The sequence below is a fragment of the Rothia sp. QJM3NY_36 genome (genome assembly GCF_056173115.1).
On record NZ_CM149658.1, the window covers coordinates 1 to 18,729 of the forward strand.

General features: G+C 70.6%; 16 protein-coding genes and 2 tRNA genes. 15 read left to right on the forward strand and 3 right to left on the reverse strand.

The genetic code is table 11. The annotated features are described in order from the left end of the window. The 13 genes from dnaA to AC0VXQ_RS00065 all read left to right on the forward strand — a co-directional run bounded on the left by dnaA (position 1) and on the right by AC0VXQ_RS00065 (position 13,522). A complete protein-coding gene (gene dnaA / locus AC0VXQ_RS00005) occupies positions 1-1,734 on the forward strand; it encodes a chromosomal replication initiator protein DnaA (RefSeq protein ID WP_475528673.1) in 1,734 nt (577 codons plus the stop codon). Positions 1,735-2,217: 483 nt separating this feature from the next. Then, entirely contained in the window at positions 2,218-3,342 is a 1,125-nt protein-coding gene (dnaN, locus tag AC0VXQ_RS00010) for a DNA polymerase III subunit beta (RefSeq protein WP_058730474.1), read from the forward strand. Positions 3,343-3,387: 45 nt separating this feature from the next. Beyond that, positions 3,388-4,617, forward strand: coding sequence for a DNA replication/repair protein RecF (gene recF, locus AC0VXQ_RS00015; protein WP_058730473.1), 1,230 nt, complete (start codon positions 3,388-3,390; stop codon positions 4,615-4,617). Further along, positions 4,610-5,227, forward strand: a complete 618-nt coding sequence (locus AC0VXQ_RS00020; RefSeq protein ID WP_224799965.1) for a DciA family protein — start codon at positions 4,610-4,612, stop codon at positions 5,225-5,227. Before recF ends, AC0VXQ_RS00020 begins: the two co-directional genes overlap by 8 nt. 232 nt (positions 5,228-5,459) lie before the next feature. Beyond that, the gene (gene gyrB, locus AC0VXQ_RS00025; protein WP_061225136.1) at positions 5,460-7,487 is read left to right on the forward strand and encodes a DNA topoisomerase (ATP-hydrolyzing) subunit B; all 2,028 of its coding nucleotides are present in this window, start codon (positions 5,460-5,462) and stop codon (positions 7,485-7,487) included. 98 nt (positions 7,488-7,585) lie between these two features. Further along, the gene (gyrA, locus tag AC0VXQ_RS00030; protein ID WP_058748372.1) at positions 7,586-10,267 is read left to right on the forward strand and encodes a DNA gyrase subunit A; all 2,682 of its coding nucleotides are present in this window, start codon (positions 7,586-7,588) and stop codon (positions 10,265-10,267) included. After that, positions 10,264-10,851: a DUF3566 domain-containing protein gene (locus AC0VXQ_RS00035; RefSeq protein WP_064725056.1), complete on the forward strand. Its 588-nt coding sequence runs from the start codon at positions 10,264-10,266 to the stop codon at positions 10,849-10,851. The genes gyrA and AC0VXQ_RS00035 overlap by 4 nt, the downstream gene beginning before the upstream one ends. Positions 10,852-10,963: 112 nt before the next feature. Next, positions 10,964-11,037 (forward strand) — tRNA-Ile (locus AC0VXQ_RS00040). Positions 11,038-11,066: 29 nt separating this feature from the next. Beyond that, entirely contained in the window at positions 11,067-11,186 is a 120-nt protein-coding gene (locus tag AC0VXQ_RS00045; RefSeq protein ID WP_217265758.1) for a DLW-39 family protein, read from the forward strand. Positions 11,187-11,193: 7 nt separating this feature from the next. Next, a tRNA-Ala gene (locus tag AC0VXQ_RS00050) sits at positions 11,194-11,269 on the forward strand. 230 nt (positions 11,270-11,499) lie between these two features. After that, the gene (locus AC0VXQ_RS00055) at positions 11,500-12,771 is read left to right on the forward strand and encodes an inorganic phosphate transporter (protein WP_081046266.1); all 1,272 of its coding nucleotides are present in this window, start codon (positions 11,500-11,502) and stop codon (positions 12,769-12,771) included. A gap of 3 nt (positions 12,772-12,774) precedes the next feature. Further along, the gene (locus AC0VXQ_RS00060; protein WP_058731389.1) at positions 12,775-13,071 is read left to right on the forward strand and encodes a hypothetical protein; all 297 of its coding nucleotides are present in this window, start codon (positions 12,775-12,777) and stop codon (positions 13,069-13,071) included. A 79-nt stretch (positions 13,072-13,150) separates the two neighbouring features. Beyond that, positions 13,151-13,522 (forward strand): DUF3349 domain-containing protein, encoded by a 372-nt coding sequence (locus AC0VXQ_RS00065; RefSeq protein ID WP_331279301.1) that lies wholly within the window; start codon positions 13,151-13,153, stop codon positions 13,520-13,522. Between the two features lie 183 nt (positions 13,523-13,705). Here AC0VXQ_RS00065 and AC0VXQ_RS00070 read toward each other — a convergent pair whose 3' ends face one another. Beyond that, a complete protein-coding gene (locus tag AC0VXQ_RS00070) occupies positions 13,706-14,608 on the reverse strand; it encodes a hypothetical protein (RefSeq protein WP_165870007.1) in 903 nt (300 codons plus the stop codon). 230 nt (positions 14,609-14,838) lie between these two features. On the opposite strand from AC0VXQ_RS00070, the gene AC0VXQ_RS00075 reads away from it, so the two are divergent. Continuing rightward, positions 14,839-15,381, forward strand: coding sequence for a peptidylprolyl isomerase (locus AC0VXQ_RS00075; protein ID WP_196825867.1), 543 nt, complete (start codon positions 14,839-14,841; stop codon positions 15,379-15,381). Positions 15,382-15,575: 194 nt separating this feature from the next. Next, the gene (locus AC0VXQ_RS00080) at positions 15,576-16,373 is read left to right on the forward strand and encodes a rhomboid family intramembrane serine protease (RefSeq protein ID WP_058731392.1); all 798 of its coding nucleotides are present in this window, start codon (positions 15,576-15,578) and stop codon (positions 16,371-16,373) included. A gap of 479 nt (positions 16,374-16,852) precedes the next feature. On the opposite strand, the gene AC0VXQ_RS00085 is transcribed toward AC0VXQ_RS00080, so the two are convergent. Both AC0VXQ_RS00085 and AC0VXQ_RS00090 read right to left on the reverse strand, forming a co-directional pair. Beyond that, a complete protein-coding gene (locus tag AC0VXQ_RS00085) occupies positions 16,853-17,047 on the reverse strand; it encodes a CsbD family protein (protein WP_058731393.1) in 195 nt (64 codons plus the stop codon). Between the two features lie 185 nt (positions 17,048-17,232). After that, positions 17,233-18,681 carry a galactokinase gene (locus tag AC0VXQ_RS00090; protein WP_475528678.1) on the reverse strand — a complete coding sequence of 483 codons (1,449 nt, stop codon included), beginning with the start codon at positions 18,679-18,681 and terminating at the stop codon, positions 17,233-17,235. Between the last annotated feature and the right edge of the window lie 48 nt (positions 18,682-18,729).

Below are 18,729 nucleotides of genomic sequence, written 5' to 3' on the forward strand. Positions count from 1 at the left end.
GTGAGCGTTCAGGGCAACGAGCAGATCCAGACGCGCTGGGAGGCGTGCATCGCGGACCTGCAGAACAACCCCGACCTGACCCGCCGGGTCAAGGGCTCCCTGGACAAGGCGCAGCCGCAGGGGCTGTTCGGCACCACCCTGATCATCGCGGTGCCCAACGAGTACACCCGCGACGTCTTCCAGCGGGAGCTGAACGTCGCTTTCAAGGAGGCGCTGAACCGCGCCTTCCCCGAGGACATGGGCATCACCGAGGCCTTCGTCATCGACCCGGAGCTGGAGACGCCGGTGCCCGGCCGGGCCCAGGCCACCGCCTCACCCCAGCAGCGGCGCACACCCCGCACCGACGCCGCCCCGACGCGCAGAGCCGGCGGGACCGGGCGGCCCACCGCCGGGGGCGAGCCTCCCGCCGATCACCCCCGGGCGGATCACACCCGGCACGCGAGCTCGGAGCAGGGGCCCGGCCTGCCGCCCATCAGCGAGCTGGAGGCCGAGCGCGGCCACGTGGGCACCGTCCCCTCCCCGCTGCACGTGCCCGGGGCCGGGCAGGAGCCGGCCTCCCTGACCGGGTCCCGCCCGACGTCGGCCCCGGCCGGCTCCCCGGAGTCCGAGGCCCCGCGCCCCGAGGTGGTCACCCCCGGCCAGGACATTCCCCAGATGGCATCCAACACCGCGCCGAACGACGCGGAGTGGGAGTCCAGCGCCCGGCTGAACAGCAAGTACGTGTTCGACACCTTCGTCATCGGGCAGTCCAACCGCTTCGCCCACGCCGCGGCCCTGGCCGTCTCCGAGATGCCAGCCAAGTCATATAACCCTCTGTTCATCTATGGGGATTCCGGGCTGGGCAAGACCCACCTGCTGCACGCCATCGGGCACTACACCAAGCGGATGTTCCCGCACATGCGCGTGCGGTACGTGAACTCGGAGGAGTTCACCAACGACTTCATCAACTCCATCCGCGACGACGAGGGCTCCAGCTTCAAGCAGATCTACCGCAACGTGGACCTGCTGCTGATCGACGACATCCAGTTCCTCGCGGGCAAGGAGCACACGCAGGAGGAGTTCTTCCACACCTTCAACGCCCTGCACAACCACCAGAAGCAGGTGGTCATCACCTCGGATCTGCCGCCCAAGCAGCTGACCGGCTTCGCCGAGCGGATGCGCTCCCGGTTCGAGTGGGGCCTGATCACGGATGTGCAGCCGCCGGAGTTGGAGACGCGGATCGCGATCCTGCGCAAGAAGTCCCAGAGCGAGAACCTGGACGCCCCGGACGAGGTCATGGAGTACATCGCCTCCAACATCACCACCAACATCCGGGAGCTGGAGGGCGCGCTGATCCGGGTGACGGCCTACGCCTCCCTGAACAAACAGGCCGTGGACCTGCCGCTGGCGGAGCTGGTGCTCAAGGACCTCATCACGGATGAAGGCGTCTCCGAGATCACCGCCTCCACGATCCTCGGGCAGACCGCGGCGTACTTCGAGGTGTCGCTGGAGGAGCTGCGCAGCAAGTCCCGCAATCGCACACTGGTCACCGCGCGGCAGATCGCCATGTACCTGCTGCGCGAGCTCACGGACATGTCCCTGCCCAAGATCGGCCAGGAGCTGGGGGGCCGGGACCACACCACCGTGATGCACGCGGAGCGGAAGATCCGCAAGCTCATGGCCGAGCGGCGCAACATCTTCAACCAGGTCACCGAGCTGACCAACCGCATCAAGCAGCAGCACCGCGAGGGCTGAGGCCCGGTCCGGGGCCCGCCCGAGCTCATCCACCGTTTCCACAGGGTGATCCGGGCCCTGTTATTAACAGCTGTGGACAGAGCTGTGGACAACCCCGCTCGGACTGTGGAGCTTAAGGGGATGCACCGCCCGCAGGCTGTGGATCCCGCATCAGGCCGGTCTCGCGGCTCCACATGCCGGCAGGATCCGTCCCCGACGACGACCACAGGTTGCCCACACCCGCGATCCGCGAGCCGGCAGGGATCCGGGCGTTTTTCCACAGAATCCACACGGGTTGTTAATACTCCCGATCCTTTAAGAGATCATCCCCGACAACGAACCTCCCGGACCCTCGAGCCTGCCGGCAGGGCCGGGATCCGGCCGTGACCGGCCGCCCGGCCTGTGGAATTCCAAGAATCCCCGAGGTCCGGCTCCGGTAAGCTGGCCCCAGATCCGATCCCCTCGTACCCCGCGCGCTGCGCGCGGAAGAAGGACAGCGCCACCGTGAGATTCTCAGTCGACCGCGACGTACTGGCCGAGGCCGTCACCTGGACGGCCCGCTCCCTGTCCCCCCGCCCCCCGGTGCCGGTGCTCTCCGGGCTGCTGATCACCGCCCAGGGCGGGGAGGTCTCCATCGCGAGCTTCGACTACGAGACCTCCGCCAAGCTGTCCATCGCCGCCGAGGTCATCGAGGAGGGTCAGACCCTCGTCTCCGGGCGGCTGCTGGCGGACATCTGCCGCTCCCTGCCCTCCGCCCCGGTCGCCGTCGAGACGCGGGATTCCAAGGTGTACCTGACCTGCCGCTCCGCGAAGTTCAACCTCGCGTCCATGCCCGTCTCGGACTACCCCGAGCTGCCCGGACTGCCGGAGGTCTCCGGCACCGTGGACGGCGCGGCCTTCGCCCACGCGGTCTCCCAGGTGATCATCGCCGCCAGCAAGGACGACACCCTGCCCATCCTCACCGGGGTCCGCATGGAGATCGACGGACCGAACATGACGCTGCTGGCCACGGACCGCTACCGGCTGGCCATGCGCGAGCTGATCTGGGAGCCCGCGGACCAGGGGCTGCAGACCGCCGCCCTGATCAAGGCCCGCACCCTCAACGAGGTCGCCAAGACCCTGGGTGGGGCCGGGCAGCTGTCCATCGCCCTGTCCGGATCCCACGAGCTCATCGGCTTCGAATCCGGCGGGCGGCGCACCACCAGCCTCCTGGTGGACGGGGAGTACCCCAAGATCCGTTCGCTCTTCCCTGATCAGACCCCCATCCACGCCGTCGTACGCACCGGGGAGCTGGTGGAGGCCGTGCGGCGCGTCTCCCTGGTGGCCGAGCGGAACACCCCTGTGCGCCTGGCGTTCGTGCAGGGCCAGCTGACCCTGGACGCCGGGACCGGGGAGGACGCCCAGGCCAACGAGGTCATCGAGGCCCAGCTGGAGGGCGAGGACATCACCGTGGCCTTCAACCCCGTGTACCTGTCCGAGGGGCTGGGCGCGATCGGCGGGGACTACGTCCGCTTCTCCTTCACCACCCCGCCCAAGCCGGCGGTGCTCTCCCCGCAGGAGAGCCCGGAGGCGGAGGAGGATCGGCGCTACCGGTACCTGCTGATGCCGGTGCGCCTGCCGCAGCAGTAGCGCCCGCGCGCAGCGGATCAGAGCAGGAAAGGAGGAGCCGGCCCGGTGCACATCGACCACCTCTCGCTGATGGACTTCCGCACCTACCGGTTCCTGGATCTGGCCCTGACGCCGGGGCTGACCGTGCTGGTGGGGCGCAACGGCGTCGGGAAGACCAACATCGTCGAGGCCGTGGACTACTGCGCCGAGCTGGCCTCCCACCGGGTCAGCGCCGATGCCCCGCTGGTGCGGGTGGGTGCCGAGCGCGCCTACATCCGGGCCCGGGTGGTGCGCGGCGGCCAGCAGACCGTCATGGAGCTGGAGATCACCCCCGGCAAGGCCAACCGGGTACGGCTGAACCGCGCCGCGCCCGTGCGGGTGCGCGAGGCCCTGGGGATCTGCCGCACCGTCCTGTTCTCCCCGGAGGACCTGGCCCTGATCAAGGGCGAACCCGCGCTGCGTCGTCGCTTCCTGGACGATCTGGCGGTCTCCCTGCGCCCGGTGGTCGCCGGATACCGGGCGGACTATGAGAAGGTGCTGCGCCAGCGCAACGCCCTGTTGAAGTCCCTGCGCCGCTCGGGACGCACCGGACCGGAGGAGCGGGCCACGCTGGAGGTGTGGAACGGGCAGCTGGTCAACCTCGGCGCCCGGATCCTGCACGCCCGCTTCCAGGTCCTGGCGGCCCTGCTGCCGGAGGCCGACCGGGCGTACGGGCAGCTGACCGACGGCGGCAAGGAGCTGGCCTTCCGCTACGAGTCCCTCACCCTGGGCGCCCGGCCGCGGGAGGACGTCGCCGCCCTGGCCGCGCTGAGCCCGGCCCGGCTCGGGCAGATGCTGGCCAGCGCGCTGGAGGAGAAGGCCCAGGATGAGATCGAGCGGGGGATGAGCCTGGTGGGGCCGCACCGGGACGAGGTGCAGCTGATGCTCGGTGGGATCCCGGCGCGCGGCTACGCCTCCCACGGGGAGACGTGGTCCTACGCCCTGGCCCTGCGCCTGGGCTCCTGGTACGTGCACCGGGCCGACGACGACGCCCCCGGCGCCTCCCCGATCCTCATCCTGGACGACGTCTTCGCGGAGCTGGACGCGGTGCGCCGCTCCCGGCTGGCGCGGATCGTCTCCGCGGCGGAGCAGGTGCTGGTGACCTGTGCGGTCGAGGAGGATCTGCCGCGGGAGCTGCCCGGGCGGCGTCGGGTGCTGCAGGTCAGCCCCGGCGAGGTGCACCCGGTGGACTCCGACGCCGGCGCCCCTGACGCCGCGCCGGAGGAGCCGGAGGGCCCGGGGGCGCCGGGTGCCTGAGCGGGGCGAGGAGGTGCGCCGGGAGCTGGAGCGGGACGAGATCGACGCCCCGGCCTCCCTGCTGCAGCGCCTGCGCGAGGCGGCCGTGGCCCGGGGCGAGGGGAGGGTCACCGGGGGTGCCGCGCGCCGGATCATCAAGGACTTCGGCGCCGTCGTCTCCGCGGCGCCGGGGCAGTCCCGCAGGCGGCGCTGGCGCGAGGAGGGCTGGGATCCGCGCGTGCTCGGCGGGTACACCGGGCCGGGGAAGTCCTCGCGGGACCCGCAGGGGGTCGGCCCCGTGATGGCGCACATGATCGCCGCGCGCGGGTGGAAGGAGCCGGTGGCGGTGGGCAGCGTGCTCTCCCGATGGGAGGAGCTGGTGGGTCCCTCGATCGCCGCGCACGCGAGCCCGGAGAGCTATGAGAACAGCGAGGTCACGGTCCGCTGCGACTCCACCAACTACGCGACCTACCTGCGCACCATGCAGGGGCAGCTGCTGAGCACCTTCGAACGGGAGCTGGGCCCGGGCATCGTCACCCGGGTCACCGTGCGGGGGCCCGCCGCGCCCTCCTGGCGGAAGGGCCGTCGAGTGGCCCCGGGTGGTCGGGGCCCGCGGGACACCTACGGCTGAGCGCCCGCTGCCGTCCCGACCCCCCCGGTCACGGGGGATCCCCCAGCCAGACGGGGTCAGGACGACTCAGCCGCCTTCTGTGCCCGATGACGGGGCAGATGCCACCTCGGGAAGCTCCTCAGTGGGCGGAATCGGCGGTGCGCCCGGGGCTCGGTCCGCTAGAATCGAGGGAAGACTGAATGATGGGCGTCCGCACCCGCGACGCCCGGACCCAAGGAGCTTGATTCCCCCAGTGGCATCCGCAGAGCAGCACGAATACGGCGCGAACGAGATCACGGTCCTGGAAGGGCTGGAGGCGGTCCGCAAGCGCCCGGGCATGTACATCGGCTCCACCGGTGAGCGCGGCCTGCACCACCTGGTCTACGAGGTCGTGGACAACTCCGTGGACGAGGCCCTGGCCGGGTACGCGGACCACATCGAGATCACGATCCTCGCCGACGGCGGGGTGAAGGTCGTGGACAACGGCCGCGGCATCCCGGTGGACATCCACCCCACCGAGGGCCGGCCCACCGTCGAGGTGGTCATGACCGTGCTGCACGCCGGCGGCAAGTTCGGCGGCGGCGGGTACGCGGTCTCCGGCGGTCTGCACGGCGTCGGCATCTCCGTGGTCAACGCCCTGTCCACCCGCGTGGAGACCACCGTGCGCCGCCAGGGCTACGAGTGGACCATGGCCTTCGCCGACGGCGGGGTGCCCCAGGGGGAGCTGGTCCGGGGCCGGGAGACCACCGCGACCGGCACCACCCAGGTCTTCCACCCGGACCCGGAGATCTTCGAGACGGTGGAGTTCGACTACGAGACCCTGCGCGCCCGCTTCCAGCAGATGGCCTTCCTGAACAAGGGACTGCGCATCACGCTCACGGATGAGCGCACCGCGGTGGACTTCGAGGACCATGTGGCGGAGGAGAAGAAGCCCAAGGAGCTCAAGCTCAACACGGAGACCACCACCGCGGAGGGCCACCGCACCGTGGTCTACCAGTACGACCGCGGGCTGCTGGACTACGTGCAGTTCCTCAACGCCAGCCAGAAGTCCCCGGTGATCCACGAGGACGTCATCGCCTTCGACGTCGAGGACACCGAGCGGATGCTCTCCCTGGAGCTGGCGATGCAGTGGACGGAGGCCTACCGGGAGTCCGTGCACACCTACGCCAACACCATCAACACCCACGAGGGCGGCACCCACGAGGAGGGCTTCCGCGCGGCCCTGACCACGCTGGTCAACCGCTACGCCCGGGACAACCGGCTGCTGCGGGACAAGGACGACAACCTCACCGGCGATGACATCCGCGAGGGCCTGACCGCGGTGATCTCGGTGAAGATCGCCGAGCCGCAGTTCGAGGGCCAGACCAAGACCAAGCTGGGCAACTCCGAGGTCAAGGCCTTCGTGCAGCGGGAGGTCTCGGATCAGCTGGGCGACTGGTTCGAGCGCAACCCCAACGAGGCCAAGGCCATCGTGCGCCGGGCCATCACGGCCGCGCAGGCGCGGGTGGCCGCGCGCAAGGCCCGGGAGACCACCCGGCGCAAGGGCCTGCTGGAGTCCGGCGGGATGCCGGGCAAGCTGAAGGACTGCTCCTCCAAGGATCCGACGATCTCGGAGATCTACATCGTGGAGGGCGACTCCGCGGGCGGCTCGGCCGTGCAGGGCCGGGATCCGGAGCGCCAGGCGATCCTGCCGCTGCGGGGGAAGATCCTCAACGTGGAGCGGGCCCGCCTAGATCGGGCGCTGTCCAACGCCGAGGTCCAGTCCATGATCACCGCCTTCGGCGCCGGCATCGGCGAGGAGTTCAAGGTGGAGAAGGCCCGGTACCACAAGATCGTGCTGATGGCCGACGCCGACGTGGACGGCCAGCACATCACCACCCTGCTGCTGACCCTGCTGTTCCGGTTCATGCGCCCGCTGATCGAGGCCGGGTACGTGTACCTGGCGCAGCCGCCGCTGTACCGGATCAAGTGGTCCAACGCTGCGGACGACTACGTCTACTCGGATGCTGAGCGGGACGAGGTGGTGGCCCGGGGCCTGGCCAACAACCAGCGCCTGCCCAAGGAGAACGGGATCCAGCGGTACAAGGGCCTGGGGGAGATGTCCTACACCGAGCTGTGGGAGACCACCATGGACCCCGAGCACCGCACCCTGCTGCAGGTCACGATGGATGACGCCGCCGCGGCGGACCAGGTGTTCTCGGTGCTGATGGGCGAGGACGTGGAGTCCCGCCGCGAGTTCATCCAGAAGAACGCGAAGGACATCCGCTTCCTCGACATCTGATCGCATGCCGCCCGGATCATATTCCCCACGCGGAATGAGCCGGGCGGCGATGCGGCGAGACAGCGCAGAGCACACCCCAGAACGGAAAGCACACAGCCATGAGCGACGAGAACGCCACGCCGGAGAACGGCGCAGAGAACGAGGAGCGCGAGGTCCACGAGGGCGAGGTCGTGGACCCGGCCGTGCCCGGTCCGGAGATCCGTCTGACCGATCGGGTCGAGGCCGTGGACCTGCAGACCGAGATGCAGCGCTCCTACCTGGACTACGCGATGGCCGTGATCATCGGCCGCGCGCTGCCGGATGTGCGCGACGGCCTGAAGCCCGTGCACCGGCGCGTCATCTACGCGATGTACGACGGCGGGTACCGCCCGGACCGCTCCTTCAACAAGTGCGCGCGCGTCGTCGGCGACGTCATGGGCCAGTACCACCCGCACGGCGACTCCGCGATCTACGACACCCTGGTGCGCCTGATCCAGGACTGGATCATGCGCTACCCGTTGGCCCTGGGCCAGGGGAACTTCGGCTCCCCGGGCAACGACGGCGCGGCCGCACCCCGGTACACCGAGTGCAAGATGGCGCCGCTGGCCATGGAGATGGTCCGGGACATCCAGGAAGACACCGTGGACTTCCAGGACAACTACGACGGGAAGAACCAGGAGCCCACGGTCCTGCCCGCCCGCTTCCCGAACCTGCTGGTCAACGGCTCCTCCGGCATCGCCGTCGGCATGGCCACCAACATCCCGCCGCACAACCTGCGCGAGGTCGCCGACGGCGTGCAGTGGTTCCTGGACAACCCCGAGGCCTCCGACGAGCAGCTGCTGGAGGCCCTGATCCAGCGGATCAAGGGCCCGGACTTCCCGACCGGCGCGCAGATCCTCGGGCACAAGGGCATCGAGGACGCCTACCGCACCGGGCGCGGGTCCATCACGATGCGCGCGGTGGTCAACGTGGAGGAGATCCACGGGCGCACCTGCCTGGTGGTCACCGAGCTGCCGTACCAGGCCAACCCGGACAACCTGGCCATCAAGATCGCCGAGCTGATCAAGGACGGGAAGATCTCCGGGGTCGCGGACATCCGCGACGAGACCTCCGGGCGCACCGGGCAGCGCCTGGTCATCGTGCTCAAGCGCGACGCCGTGGCCAAGGTGGTGCTGAACAACCTCTACAAGCACACCCAGCTGCAGGAGAACTTCTCCGCGAACATGCTGGCGATCGTCGACGGCGTGCCGCGCACCCTCTCCCTGGACGCGTTCATCCGCCACTGGGTCACCCACCAGATGGACGTCATCGTGCGCCGGACCCGGTTCCGGCTGCGCCAGGCCGAGGAGGAGGCGCACATCCTGCGCGGCCTGCTCAAGGCCCTGGACGCCCTGGACGAGGTCATCCGGCTGATCCGCAGCTCCCCCACCGTGGAGGAGGCGCGCACCGGGCTGATGCAGCTGCTGGACATCGACGAGGCCCAGGCCCAGGCGATCCTGAACATGCAGCTGCGCCGCCTGGCGGCTCTGGAGCGGCAGAAGATCCAGGATCGCCATGCCGAGCTGATGCGCCAGATCGAGGAGTACCGGGGGATCATCGCCTCCGAGCAGCGCCAGCGGGAGCTGATCTCCGAGGAGCTGGCGGAGATCGTCGGCCGGTACGGGGACGAGCGGCGCACCCAGATCCTCATGGGCTACGACGGGGACATGTCCGTGGAGGACCTCATCCCCGAGGAGGACATGGTCGTCACGATCACCCGCGGCGGCTACGTCAAGCGCACCCGCATCGACCAGTACCGCTCCCAGCACCGCGGCGGCAAGGGCATCCGGGGCGCGCAGCTGCGCGGGGACGACGTCGTCGAGCACCTGGTGGTCACCACCACGCACCACTGGATCCTGTTCTTCACCAACCTCGGCCGGGTCTACCGGACCAAGGCGTACGAGCTGATCGAGGCCGGCCGGGACGCCAAGGGCCAGCACGTGGCCAACGTCCTGGCCTTCCAGCCGGGGGAGACGATCGCGCGGGTCATGGCCCTGCGCTCCTACGAGGACGCGCCGTACCTGATCCTGGCGACCAAGCACGGGCTGGTGAAGAAGTCGCGCCTGTCCGACTACGACACCAACCGCACCTCCGGGGTCATCGCGATCAACCTGCGCGAGGAGGACGAGCTGATCTCCGCGCAGCTGGCCGGGGCGGAGGATGACCTGATGCTCATCTCCCGCAAGGGCCAGTCCCTGCGCTTCACCGCCACGGACGAGGCGCTGCGCCCGATGGGCCGGGCCACCTCCGGGGTGACCGGGATGAAGTTCCGCGACGGCGACGAGCTGCTGGCCGCCTCCGTGGTCACCGACGACGCGTACGTCTTCGTGGTCACCGAGGGCGGCTGGGCCAAGCGCACCCGGGTGGATGAGTACCGGGTGCAGGGCCGCGGGGGCCTGGGCATCAAGGTCGCCAAGCTCGCGGAGGACCGCGGGGACCTGGTGGGCGGGCTGATCGTCGGCGCGGACGACGAGGTGCTGGTGGTCATGGAGTCCGGCAAGGTGGCTCGCTCCCACGTGGCCGAGGTGCCCGCGAAGGGCCGGGACACGATGGGCGTGATCTTCGCGAAGCCGGGCAAGAAGGACCGCATCCTGTCCATCGCCCGCAACCAGGACAAGGGCGTGGACGACGGGGAGCCCGTGGCCGAGGGCGGGGCCGTGGGGGTCCCGGGGGCGGATCATGAAGTACCGTTGGACGCAGACACTGATCGCACCGACGCACCGGCAGCAGCCGGTCCGCAGTCCCACGGAGGTAACGAGTGAGCACGAAGAATTCGGGATCCGAGGCGCGCAAGCCCTCCTCGGCGTCGGGCACCTCCGCCCGGCGGCCCGCCCCGAGCCGGGGCCGGGATTCCGTCACGGCCACCAAGTCCTCCGCCTCCTCCGCGGGACGCGCAGGCTCGGGGCGCACCTCCTCGGCGGGTGGGGTCAAGCGGCCCGCCGGCTCGGCCAACCGCCCGCTGGTGCGCCCCGCCCCGCGCTCCAAGGTGCGTCGTGCCCACCTGACGGTCGCGAAGATCGACCTGTGGTCCATCGCCAAGCTGGTGTTCCTGCTGTCCGTGGCCGTGGGCATCGTGACCGTGGTGGCCACCGTGATCCTGTGGCTGGTCTTCGAGGTCACCGGCATCTTCGACGGCATCAACTCGATCCTGTCCATGCTCTCCAGCCAGGGCAACGCCGTGCAGCTCACGGACTACCTCTCCCTGGGGCAGGTGGCCGTGTACGCCACGATCCTGTCCGTGCTGAACGTGGTGCTGCTGACCCTGCTGGGCATCATCGCCGGGTTCCTGTACAACATCGCGGCCAAGCTGGTGGGCGGCATCGGGGTGACCCTGACGGACGACTGACCCGGTGATCCGCCGCCCGGTGGCCCCGCCTGTGCGCGAGGTCACCGGGGGCGGATTTGGCCGCCGACGCGGGCAGCCGGTAGTGTTTCATCGTGGCTCACGGGCCGCGTGAGGGCGTATAGCTCAGACGGTTAGAGCGCTACACTGATAATGTAGAGGTCCCAGGTTCAATTCCTGGTACGCCCACCGAATCCCTCACTCGAGGAGGTCCGCTCATGCGGAAGATCCTGGCGGCGCTGGCCGCCGGTGCCGCGGCCCTCGCCGTGGCCAAGAGGTACCGGGATTCCCAGGAGACCAAGTCCACGTGGCAGGCGTCCACGGATCGGGTCGACTGAACCACCCGGGGACGTGGCGCAATTGGTAGCGCATCTGCTTTGCAAGCAGAGGGTTAGGGGTTCGAGTCCCCTCGTCTCCACCACGGACATCGGAACGAAGCCGCGGCTCCCGCATCGGGACCGCGGCTTCGCCGCATCCGCCCCGTGTCCCCGCCCGCGCGGCATCTCCGGTCCCCTCCGCGCAGCACCCGTGATCGCCTCTGTGACGCCGACCATGTGACTCGCTGCGGTGTCCAGCTTCGCGCGGCGAAGTTCATCTGAAGTTCACCCTGGCGGGCCTCGCGTCCGGTCCGCGCGGCGGCATAATCGATCCGTGACCCCTGAACTCATCATCCTCGCGATCGTGATCATCACGGCGCTGGTCTTCGACTTCACCAACGGCTTCCACGACACGGGCAACGCGATGGCCACCTCCATCGCCACCGGGGCGCTCAAGCCCAAGGTCGCCGTCGCCCTGTCCGCGGTGCTCAACCTCGTGGGCGCCTTCCTGTCCGTGGAGGTCGCCAAGACCGTCGGCAAGGAGGTCGTGAACCTCAAGATGGCCGAAGGGGACGGGTTGATCCTCATCGTGTTCACCGGCCTGGTCGGCGGCATCGTGTGGAACCTGCTCACCTGGCTGCTGGGGCTGCCCTCCAGCTCCTCCCACGCCCTGTTCGGCGGGCTGATCGGCGCGACCATCGCCGGTCTCGGGGTCTCCGGGGTGCTGTGGTCCGGCATCGTCGCCAAGGTCATCATCCCGGCCCTGGCCGCACCCGTCATCGCCTGCCTCATCTCCACCGTGGGCACCTCCCTCATCTACGGCTTCACCCGCCGGGTCGGGGAGCAGCAGAAGGAGCGCGGCTTCCGCTGGGGCCAGGTGGGCACCGCCTCCCTGGTCTCCCTGGCCCACGGCACCAACGACGCCCAGAAGACCATGGGCGTGATCTTCCTGGCCCTGGTGGCCTCCTCCGCGATCGATCCCTCCGCCGACATCCCGTTCTGGGTCAAGCTCTCCTGCGCCGGGGCCATCGCCCTGGGCACCTACCTGGGCGGCTGGCGGATCATCCGCACCCTGGGCAAGGGCCTGGTGGAGATCGACTCCCCGCAGGGCATGGCCGCCGAGGGCGCCTCGGCCGCGATCATCCTGACCTCCTCCCACTTCGGGATGGCCCTGTCCACCACCCACGTGGCCACCGGATCCATCCTCGGCACCGGCCTGGGCCGCAAGGGCGCGGACGTGCGCTGGGGCGTGGCCGGGCGGATGGCGGTGGCCTGGGTCATCACGCTGCCCGCGGCCGCCGCGGTCGGCGCGGTGTGCTGGCTGATCGCCCACGGCGTGTCCCTGGTCAGCAACCAGCTGGTCGGCACCGGCGTCGTCTTCCTGATCATGGCCGCCCTGGCCGGGTACATGTGGCGCCACTCCCGGAAGAACCCGGTGGACTCCGGCAACGTCAACGCCGATTGGGAGACCGAGGCCGCCCTGTCCGTGGAGAACGGCCCGGATCGCCCCATGGTCTCGGCCGCCGCCGGGGAGATCCTCGACCAGGACCACCTCACCCCCGTGGGCGCCACCGCGTCCCGCCGCCAGCAGAAGCACGGAGCCTGACCCATGGAGATGCTCTCCCTCATCGCCAACCTCCTCCCCGTGACCATCGCCGGGCTCGTGCTCGGCGCGGGGATGCCCGCCCTGTTCGCCCTCGCGATGCGGATCTCCGCCGGGAGCACCGAGACCCGCCCGGACGGGACCGTGGTGCAGACCGCGCCCGCCAGCCCCGTGCTGCGGGCGATCTCCGGGGCGATCTTCGCCCTGATCGCGGCGATCATCCTCCTCGGCATCCTGTGGATCGCCAAGGACTTCATCTACCACACCACCGGGTTCGACCTGCTGGGCGCCGCCAAGAAGTGACGCGCCCCGCGGGATCAGGAGACGCTCCCGCCGTCGACATCGGAACCCGCCGCCACGCGCGGGAGGACGGGGGACACCAGTGCCCAACTTCGTGAGCTCGCTGATCCAGTGGCTGCGTGCCGGCTACCCGCACGGGATGCCCTCCCAGGACTACATCCCGCTCATGGCGGTGCTGCGCCGCCGCCTCGGCGAGGAGGAGATCCAGGACGTCACCCGCCAGCTGGCCGCGGCCGGTCTGGTGCCCGCCGACTCCGTGGACATCGGCGTGGAGATCACCAAGGTCACCGACGAGATGCCCTCTCCCACCGACGTGCGCCGCGTGGAGGACAACCTGCGCTCCCTCGGCCGGGCGGAGGACCCGGAAGACCCGCAGGACGACGATGACGAGGGCCCGAGCCTGGGTGCCGCGGGCGAGGGCCGGCCCGGCTCCCCGGATGACGACGGCGCCTGAGCCCCGTCGAGCGCCCCCGCACGACGCAGCGGAGGGACACCCCGCCCGGGCGCGCCGGCCACGGCAGCGCGTCGCCGCCGGGGACCCGGCACCATGAGAGACGCCGCCGCCCCCTCATCGTGAGATGAGGGGGCGGCGGCGTTCTCGCGCGGCCGGGCAGGCCGTGGGATCAGGTCAGGAGGCTCAGGCCTCCTTGCCCTCCACGTTCTCGCGGCTCTTGGCGCCGGACTTCTGCGAGTCCTTGACCTCGGCGGGCTTGGCGGTGTCCGCCTTCTTGGGGTCCGGAGTGGCCGCCTTGTTCAGGGGCGCGCCCGGGCCGGGGTGGCTGGTGTCCTTGGCATCCACGTGCTCGGAGACCTCCTGGTTGGAGGGCGCCTTCGCGGAGGCCGGCTTGGTCACCTGCTGATCCTTCAGCGTGGACTTCCCGGCGGACCCGGCCTGGGAATCCGCGGCGGTCTCCTCGGCGGGCTTGGCCGGGGCGGCCGGGCGGGAGGACTGGTCCTTGGCCGGCTGGGCGGCGTCGGCCGGGGTCTTCCACGGATCCTCCACGGGGCGGGAGGCGCGCCAGGCGGCCACGGCCGCGGCGGTGCCGGCGGCCAGCAGCCCGAAGACCAGCCAGCCCTTGTGGGACTTGCGCTGGGCCTTCTTCTGCTCCTTGGCGAAGCTCTTCGCGGACTTCACGGCCTGCTTCTGGTACTTCTTCACGGCCTTCTTGTCCCCGGTGAGCTTCTGGGCCAGGGCCTCCACGCGGTCATCGCCGGCGTCCACGGAGTCCAGCTTCTGGGCCAGGGCCGCGGCGGCCGCACCGGCCTGCGCCCGGCCCTTGGCGACGGCGTTCTCCACGGCGGGGGAGGCCTTGTCCAGGCCCTCCTGCACGCGCGGAGTCACCTCCTTCTGCACCCAGTGGTTGGCCTTGTCGGCCTGGTCCTGCAGCTTGGCGCCGAGGCCCTGGGCGAGATCCTGGGCTTTCTCTGCCTGGTCCTGGAAGCGGGAGCTGACGACCTTCTGGGCCTTCTTCGCCTTCTTGGCCGCCTGCTTCTGGGCTTCCTTGGCCTTCTTCTCAGCCTTCTTCTGGTGGCACGCCACGAGTCATCCCTCCTTGCGGACGCGGTGCGGCCGGGGCCTCTCCCCGGACGTGTCGCGCGTATCCGCCGGGGTAACACCGGCGGGACGGCACCGCGTCACTTGTCGTCCGTCACCAGCTTATGGGCTGGGACACCGCGGTGTCGCGCGGAGGCGGCACCGGCCCGTCGTCGTTTTCACTCAAGGCGGAAAGATCTTGGGCGGCCTCGCGCGCGCGTGGGAGGATGACGAGCATGACTGCTAACCCCACCGCGCAAGCGACCATCCACACCAACCACGGGGACATCGTGGTGGATCTGTTCGGGAACCACGCGCCGAAGACCGTCAAGAACTTCATCGGCCTCTCGGACGGCTCGCAGGAGTGGACCGATCCCAAGACCGGGGAGAAGAAGAACACCCCGCTGTACGACGGCGTGATCTTCCATCGCATCATCCGGGACTTCATGATCCAGGGCGGGGACCCGCTGGGCCAGGGCATCGGCGGCCCCGGGTACCAGTTCGACGACGAGATCAGCCCCGAGCTGGACTTCAACGAGCCGTACATGCTGGCCATGGCCAACGCCGGCACCCGCGGCGGCAAGGGCACCAACGGCTCCCAGTTCTTCATCACCACCGTGCCCACCACCTGGCTGCAGGGCAAGCACACCATCTTCGGGCAGGTCGCGGACGAGGACTCCAAGAAGGTCGTCGACGAGATCGAGGGCGTGGCCACCGGCATGATGGACCGGCCGGTGGAGGACGTCGTCATCGAATCCATCGACATCAAGCGGCTGTAGCACCAGCCGCACCCGCACGACGCCGCCCGGGCGCCGCGCGCCGTCTCCCGCTTTCCGGGAGCCGCGCCGCGTGAGCCCCGGGCCCGGCGCCGCCCACGCTTCCAGGCCCATCCGCGCTCGCGGGTGGGCCTGAGCCGTATCCGCACGCTCCCCCCGCTTCCCGGCGGGGACCCATCGACCCACGAGGAGACCCCATGGACCAGGACCCGCCCCGGTACGGGCAGCGCATCGAGGATCAGCCCGGCGAGGTGCCCGTCTGCCCCCGCCACCCCGACCGGCCCGCCTACGTGCGCTGCTCCCGCTGCGGGCGCCCCGTCTGCTCCTCCTGCCAGGTGCAGGCGCCGGTGGGCGTGCAGTGCGTGGACTGCGTGCACCAGGCGCAGCAGGCCGCCGGGGGCGCTCGGCGCGGGGGCGGGGCCGGGCTGTTCCCGCGGGCCGGGGTGCTGCCGGTGACGTGGGGGATCATCGGTGTCTGCGTGGTGGTGTTCCTGCTGCAGGTGGTCACGGGGGATCGGATCACCGCGCAGCTGGCGTACCATCCCGCGCTGACCGCGGTGCAGCCGTGGCGGATGCTCACCAGCGCCTTCGTGCACGGCTCCCTCACCCACCTGCTGCTGAACATGTACAGCCTCTACATCGTGGGCCAGGCGCTGGAGCCGCGCCTCGGGTCCTGGCGCTACGCCGTCGTGTTCGCGCTGTCCGTGCTGGGCGGATCCGCCGCGGTGTACCTGCTCTCCCCGGGCACGTGGGTCGTGGGCGCCTCCGGCGGGATCTTCGGGTTGTTCGGCGCCTTCTTCGCCTGGACCCGCTTCCGGGGCGGGGAGACCGGGGGACTGGTGGTGCTGATCGCGGTGAACCTGGTCTTCGGGTTCGTGGTCCCGGGGATCTCCTGGCAGGCCCATGTGGGCGGTCTGATCGTGGGGGCGCTGACGGCCCTGCTGTTCGACGTCGCCTCCCCGCGGCTGCGGGCCCGACGGCGTCGGCTGCGCTAGCCGCTCCGGGGCGGCGGGTCCGGCCCTGAGATTCTTGTGATTACACGAATCCTGAGGGTGGGGAGGGTTCTCCACAGGGTCTGTCCACAGCTGTTAATAACTACACGGGTGTCACTCCACCGTCGCAGGCACCCCTGTGGATGGCCGAGATCCGCGGAAAATCAGGCCGGATGACCGCCTGCCGGCCGGAAACCCACAGACTTGTCCACTCCTGTGGATAACTTTTCTGCACGGGTGGGGAGAGCGGTGGACGGCCCGAGCCGGGATTCTTGTGATTCCCGCCGGCAGGCCCCGGACCCGCGTCGGGTCTTCGCCGCGCGGTGGGCGACAGCCCCCGATCCCCGGAGACGACGAAAGGCCCGCGACCGGAGCCACCCGGGGGTGGCCTCGATCGCGGGCCTTCTCGGCGGGAGCCGTCACGGTCCCGGCGTCTGCAGACGCGGGTGCCGCGGCGGCGCTCCCGAACGCGGGGAGTCAGCTCACTTCTTGAACTTCTCGCCGATGTTGCGGGCGGCGTCCTTGACCTTCTCCGCGCCGTCCTTGACGGCGGCGGAGAGCTGGTCGGCCTTGCCCTCGTTCTTCAGATCGTCGTTGCCCACGGCCTCGCCGACCTTCTCCTTGGCGGTGCCGGCGAAGTCCTGGCCCTTGTTCTCGGCCTTGTCCTCGATACCCATGGTGGCTCCTTTCGTGAGGCGATGGCCCCCTCGGTATGCGGTGCGGACCACCTGTTGATTCCTCACCCTAGGCCACCGCGGGTGTGCTGTGAACCTCAGCGCTGCCGCGCGGGCCCGTGTTCACGACCGGCAGACACGAGCCCGCGCGAACCCGGCGTCGGGCCGGTGCTCGGCGGTCCCGGTGTTCAGCGGTGCTGACGTCGAACCGGTGCTCGGCGGTCCCGGTGGGCCGGCCGTCCCGGGGCCAGCGGCAGGAACACCGGGGCGGCGAAGTCCCGCGCGGCGAAGGCCTGCGCGGCGAAGGCCTGCGCGACGGCCTGGGCCGTGGACTCCACCCGGTCGGCCTCCACCAGGGCCAGCACGGCCCCGCCGAAGCCGCCGCCCACGATCCGAGCCCCCAGGGCGCCGTGCTCCAGGCAGGTAGCCACCGCGACGTCCAGCTCCCGGCGGGAGGCCTGCAGGTCATCGCGCATCGAGGCGTGGGAGGTGGTGAACAGCTGCCCGAACTCCTCCCACACGGCCCGCACCTGTTCGGGGTGCTGCCGCGGATCGGCCGGGAAGCGGCGGGTGAACAGGGCGCGGGCCCGCTCCACCAGCGCCATGTCCGTGAACACGTGGCGGATCCACCCGGTGAGCACCACCGGCTCCACCTGCTCCGACAGCCCCGGCACCTCCCGCAGCCGCGCCAGGGCGTCGTCCACGGCGCGCTCGCGGGCCCGCCGAGCCTCCTGCGCGTTCAGCTCGGGGAAGCCCAGCTCCTCCGGCAGCAGGTCCCGCAGATGCTCGACGCCGGCGGCGCGGGCCGCCGTCTCGCAGGCCTGCCGGCGCGCCGAGTACTGACCATCGGCCAGATCGTGCGGGGCGTTGGTGTCGATGACCAGGAAGGCCAGGCCCGCCGCGGCGGCATCCACCGGCACCGGCTGGAGGGAGAAGTCCCGGAAGTCGATGGCCACGGCCTGACCGGGCAGCGAGCGCAGGGCCGCCGTCTGGTCCAGCCCGCCGGTGCGGGCCCCGGCCACCCGGTTCTCCGCGGTGATGCAGACCTGGGCCAGGCGGGCGCGCAGGGCGTCGTCGTCCGGGGAGCACCCGCCCACCGGCAGGCCCGGCAGGCCGGCGGGGGCGCGCAGCGGGCAGGACAGCTCCAGCAGGGTCAGCGCGGTGGCCGCCAGCAGGGCCGCGGAGGAGGAAAGCCCGCCGCCCACGGGCACCGTCGAGTCGATGAGCAGGTCCGCCCCGAAATCCGGGGGCAGGGCCAGATCCGCCCCGCCCTCCCGGTTCAGGGCCCAGGCGACGCCGCCGACGTAGCTGAACCACCCGGAGACCGTGCCCGGGGCGATGTCCGCGACCCGGGATTCCGGGGCCCCGGGCAGCTGCAGGGACTCGGCGTGCAGCACGCCGTCGGTGCGCAGCCGGGCGGCGATCAGCGTGCGGTACGGCAGCGGGGTGGGCAGGGCGCTGCCGCCGTTGAAGTCCACATACTCGCCCAGCAGGTTCAGCCGCCCGGGGGCGGACCACACGCCGTCCGGGTCCTGGCCGTAGCGCTCCCGGAAGGCCCGGGTCACCGTGCGCACGTGCTGCTCGTGGTCCGGCAGCTGCGCCCACCGGGCGAGGACGTGCTGGGGGGACTGGGGCATCGAAGCGGACTCATTTCTGGATCGTGGGGGCGAGGAGATGCGGCGTCG

Bases quoted from the DNA above. Each gene is read 5' to 3' on its own strand.
- gyrA (WP_058748372.1), top strand. From the start codon at position 7,586: ATGAGCGACGAGAACGCCACGCCGGAGAACGGCGCAGAGAACGAGGAG.
- AC0VXQ_RS00045 (WP_217265758.1), top strand. From the start codon at position 11,067: ATGCGGAAGATCCTGGCGGCGCTGGCCGCCGGTGCCGCGGCCCTCGCC.
- AC0VXQ_RS00060 (WP_058731389.1), top strand. From the start codon at position 12,775: ATGGAGATGCTCTCCCTCATCGCCAACCTCCTCCCCGTGACCATCGCC.
- AC0VXQ_RS00075 (WP_196825867.1), top strand. From the start codon at position 14,839: ATGACTGCTAACCCCACCGCGCAAGCGACCATCCACACCAACCACGGG.
- AC0VXQ_RS00080 (WP_058731392.1), top strand. From the start codon at position 15,576: ATGGACCAGGACCCGCCCCGGTACGGGCAGCGCATCGAGGATCAGCCC.
- AC0VXQ_RS00085 (WP_058731393.1), bottom strand. From the start codon at position 17,047: ATGGGTATCGAGGACAAGGCCGAGAACAAGGGCCAGGACTTCGCCGGC.
- AC0VXQ_RS00090 (WP_475528678.1), bottom strand. From the start codon at position 18,681: ATGCCCCAGTCCCCCCAGCACGTCCTCGCCCGGTGGGCGCAGCTGCCG.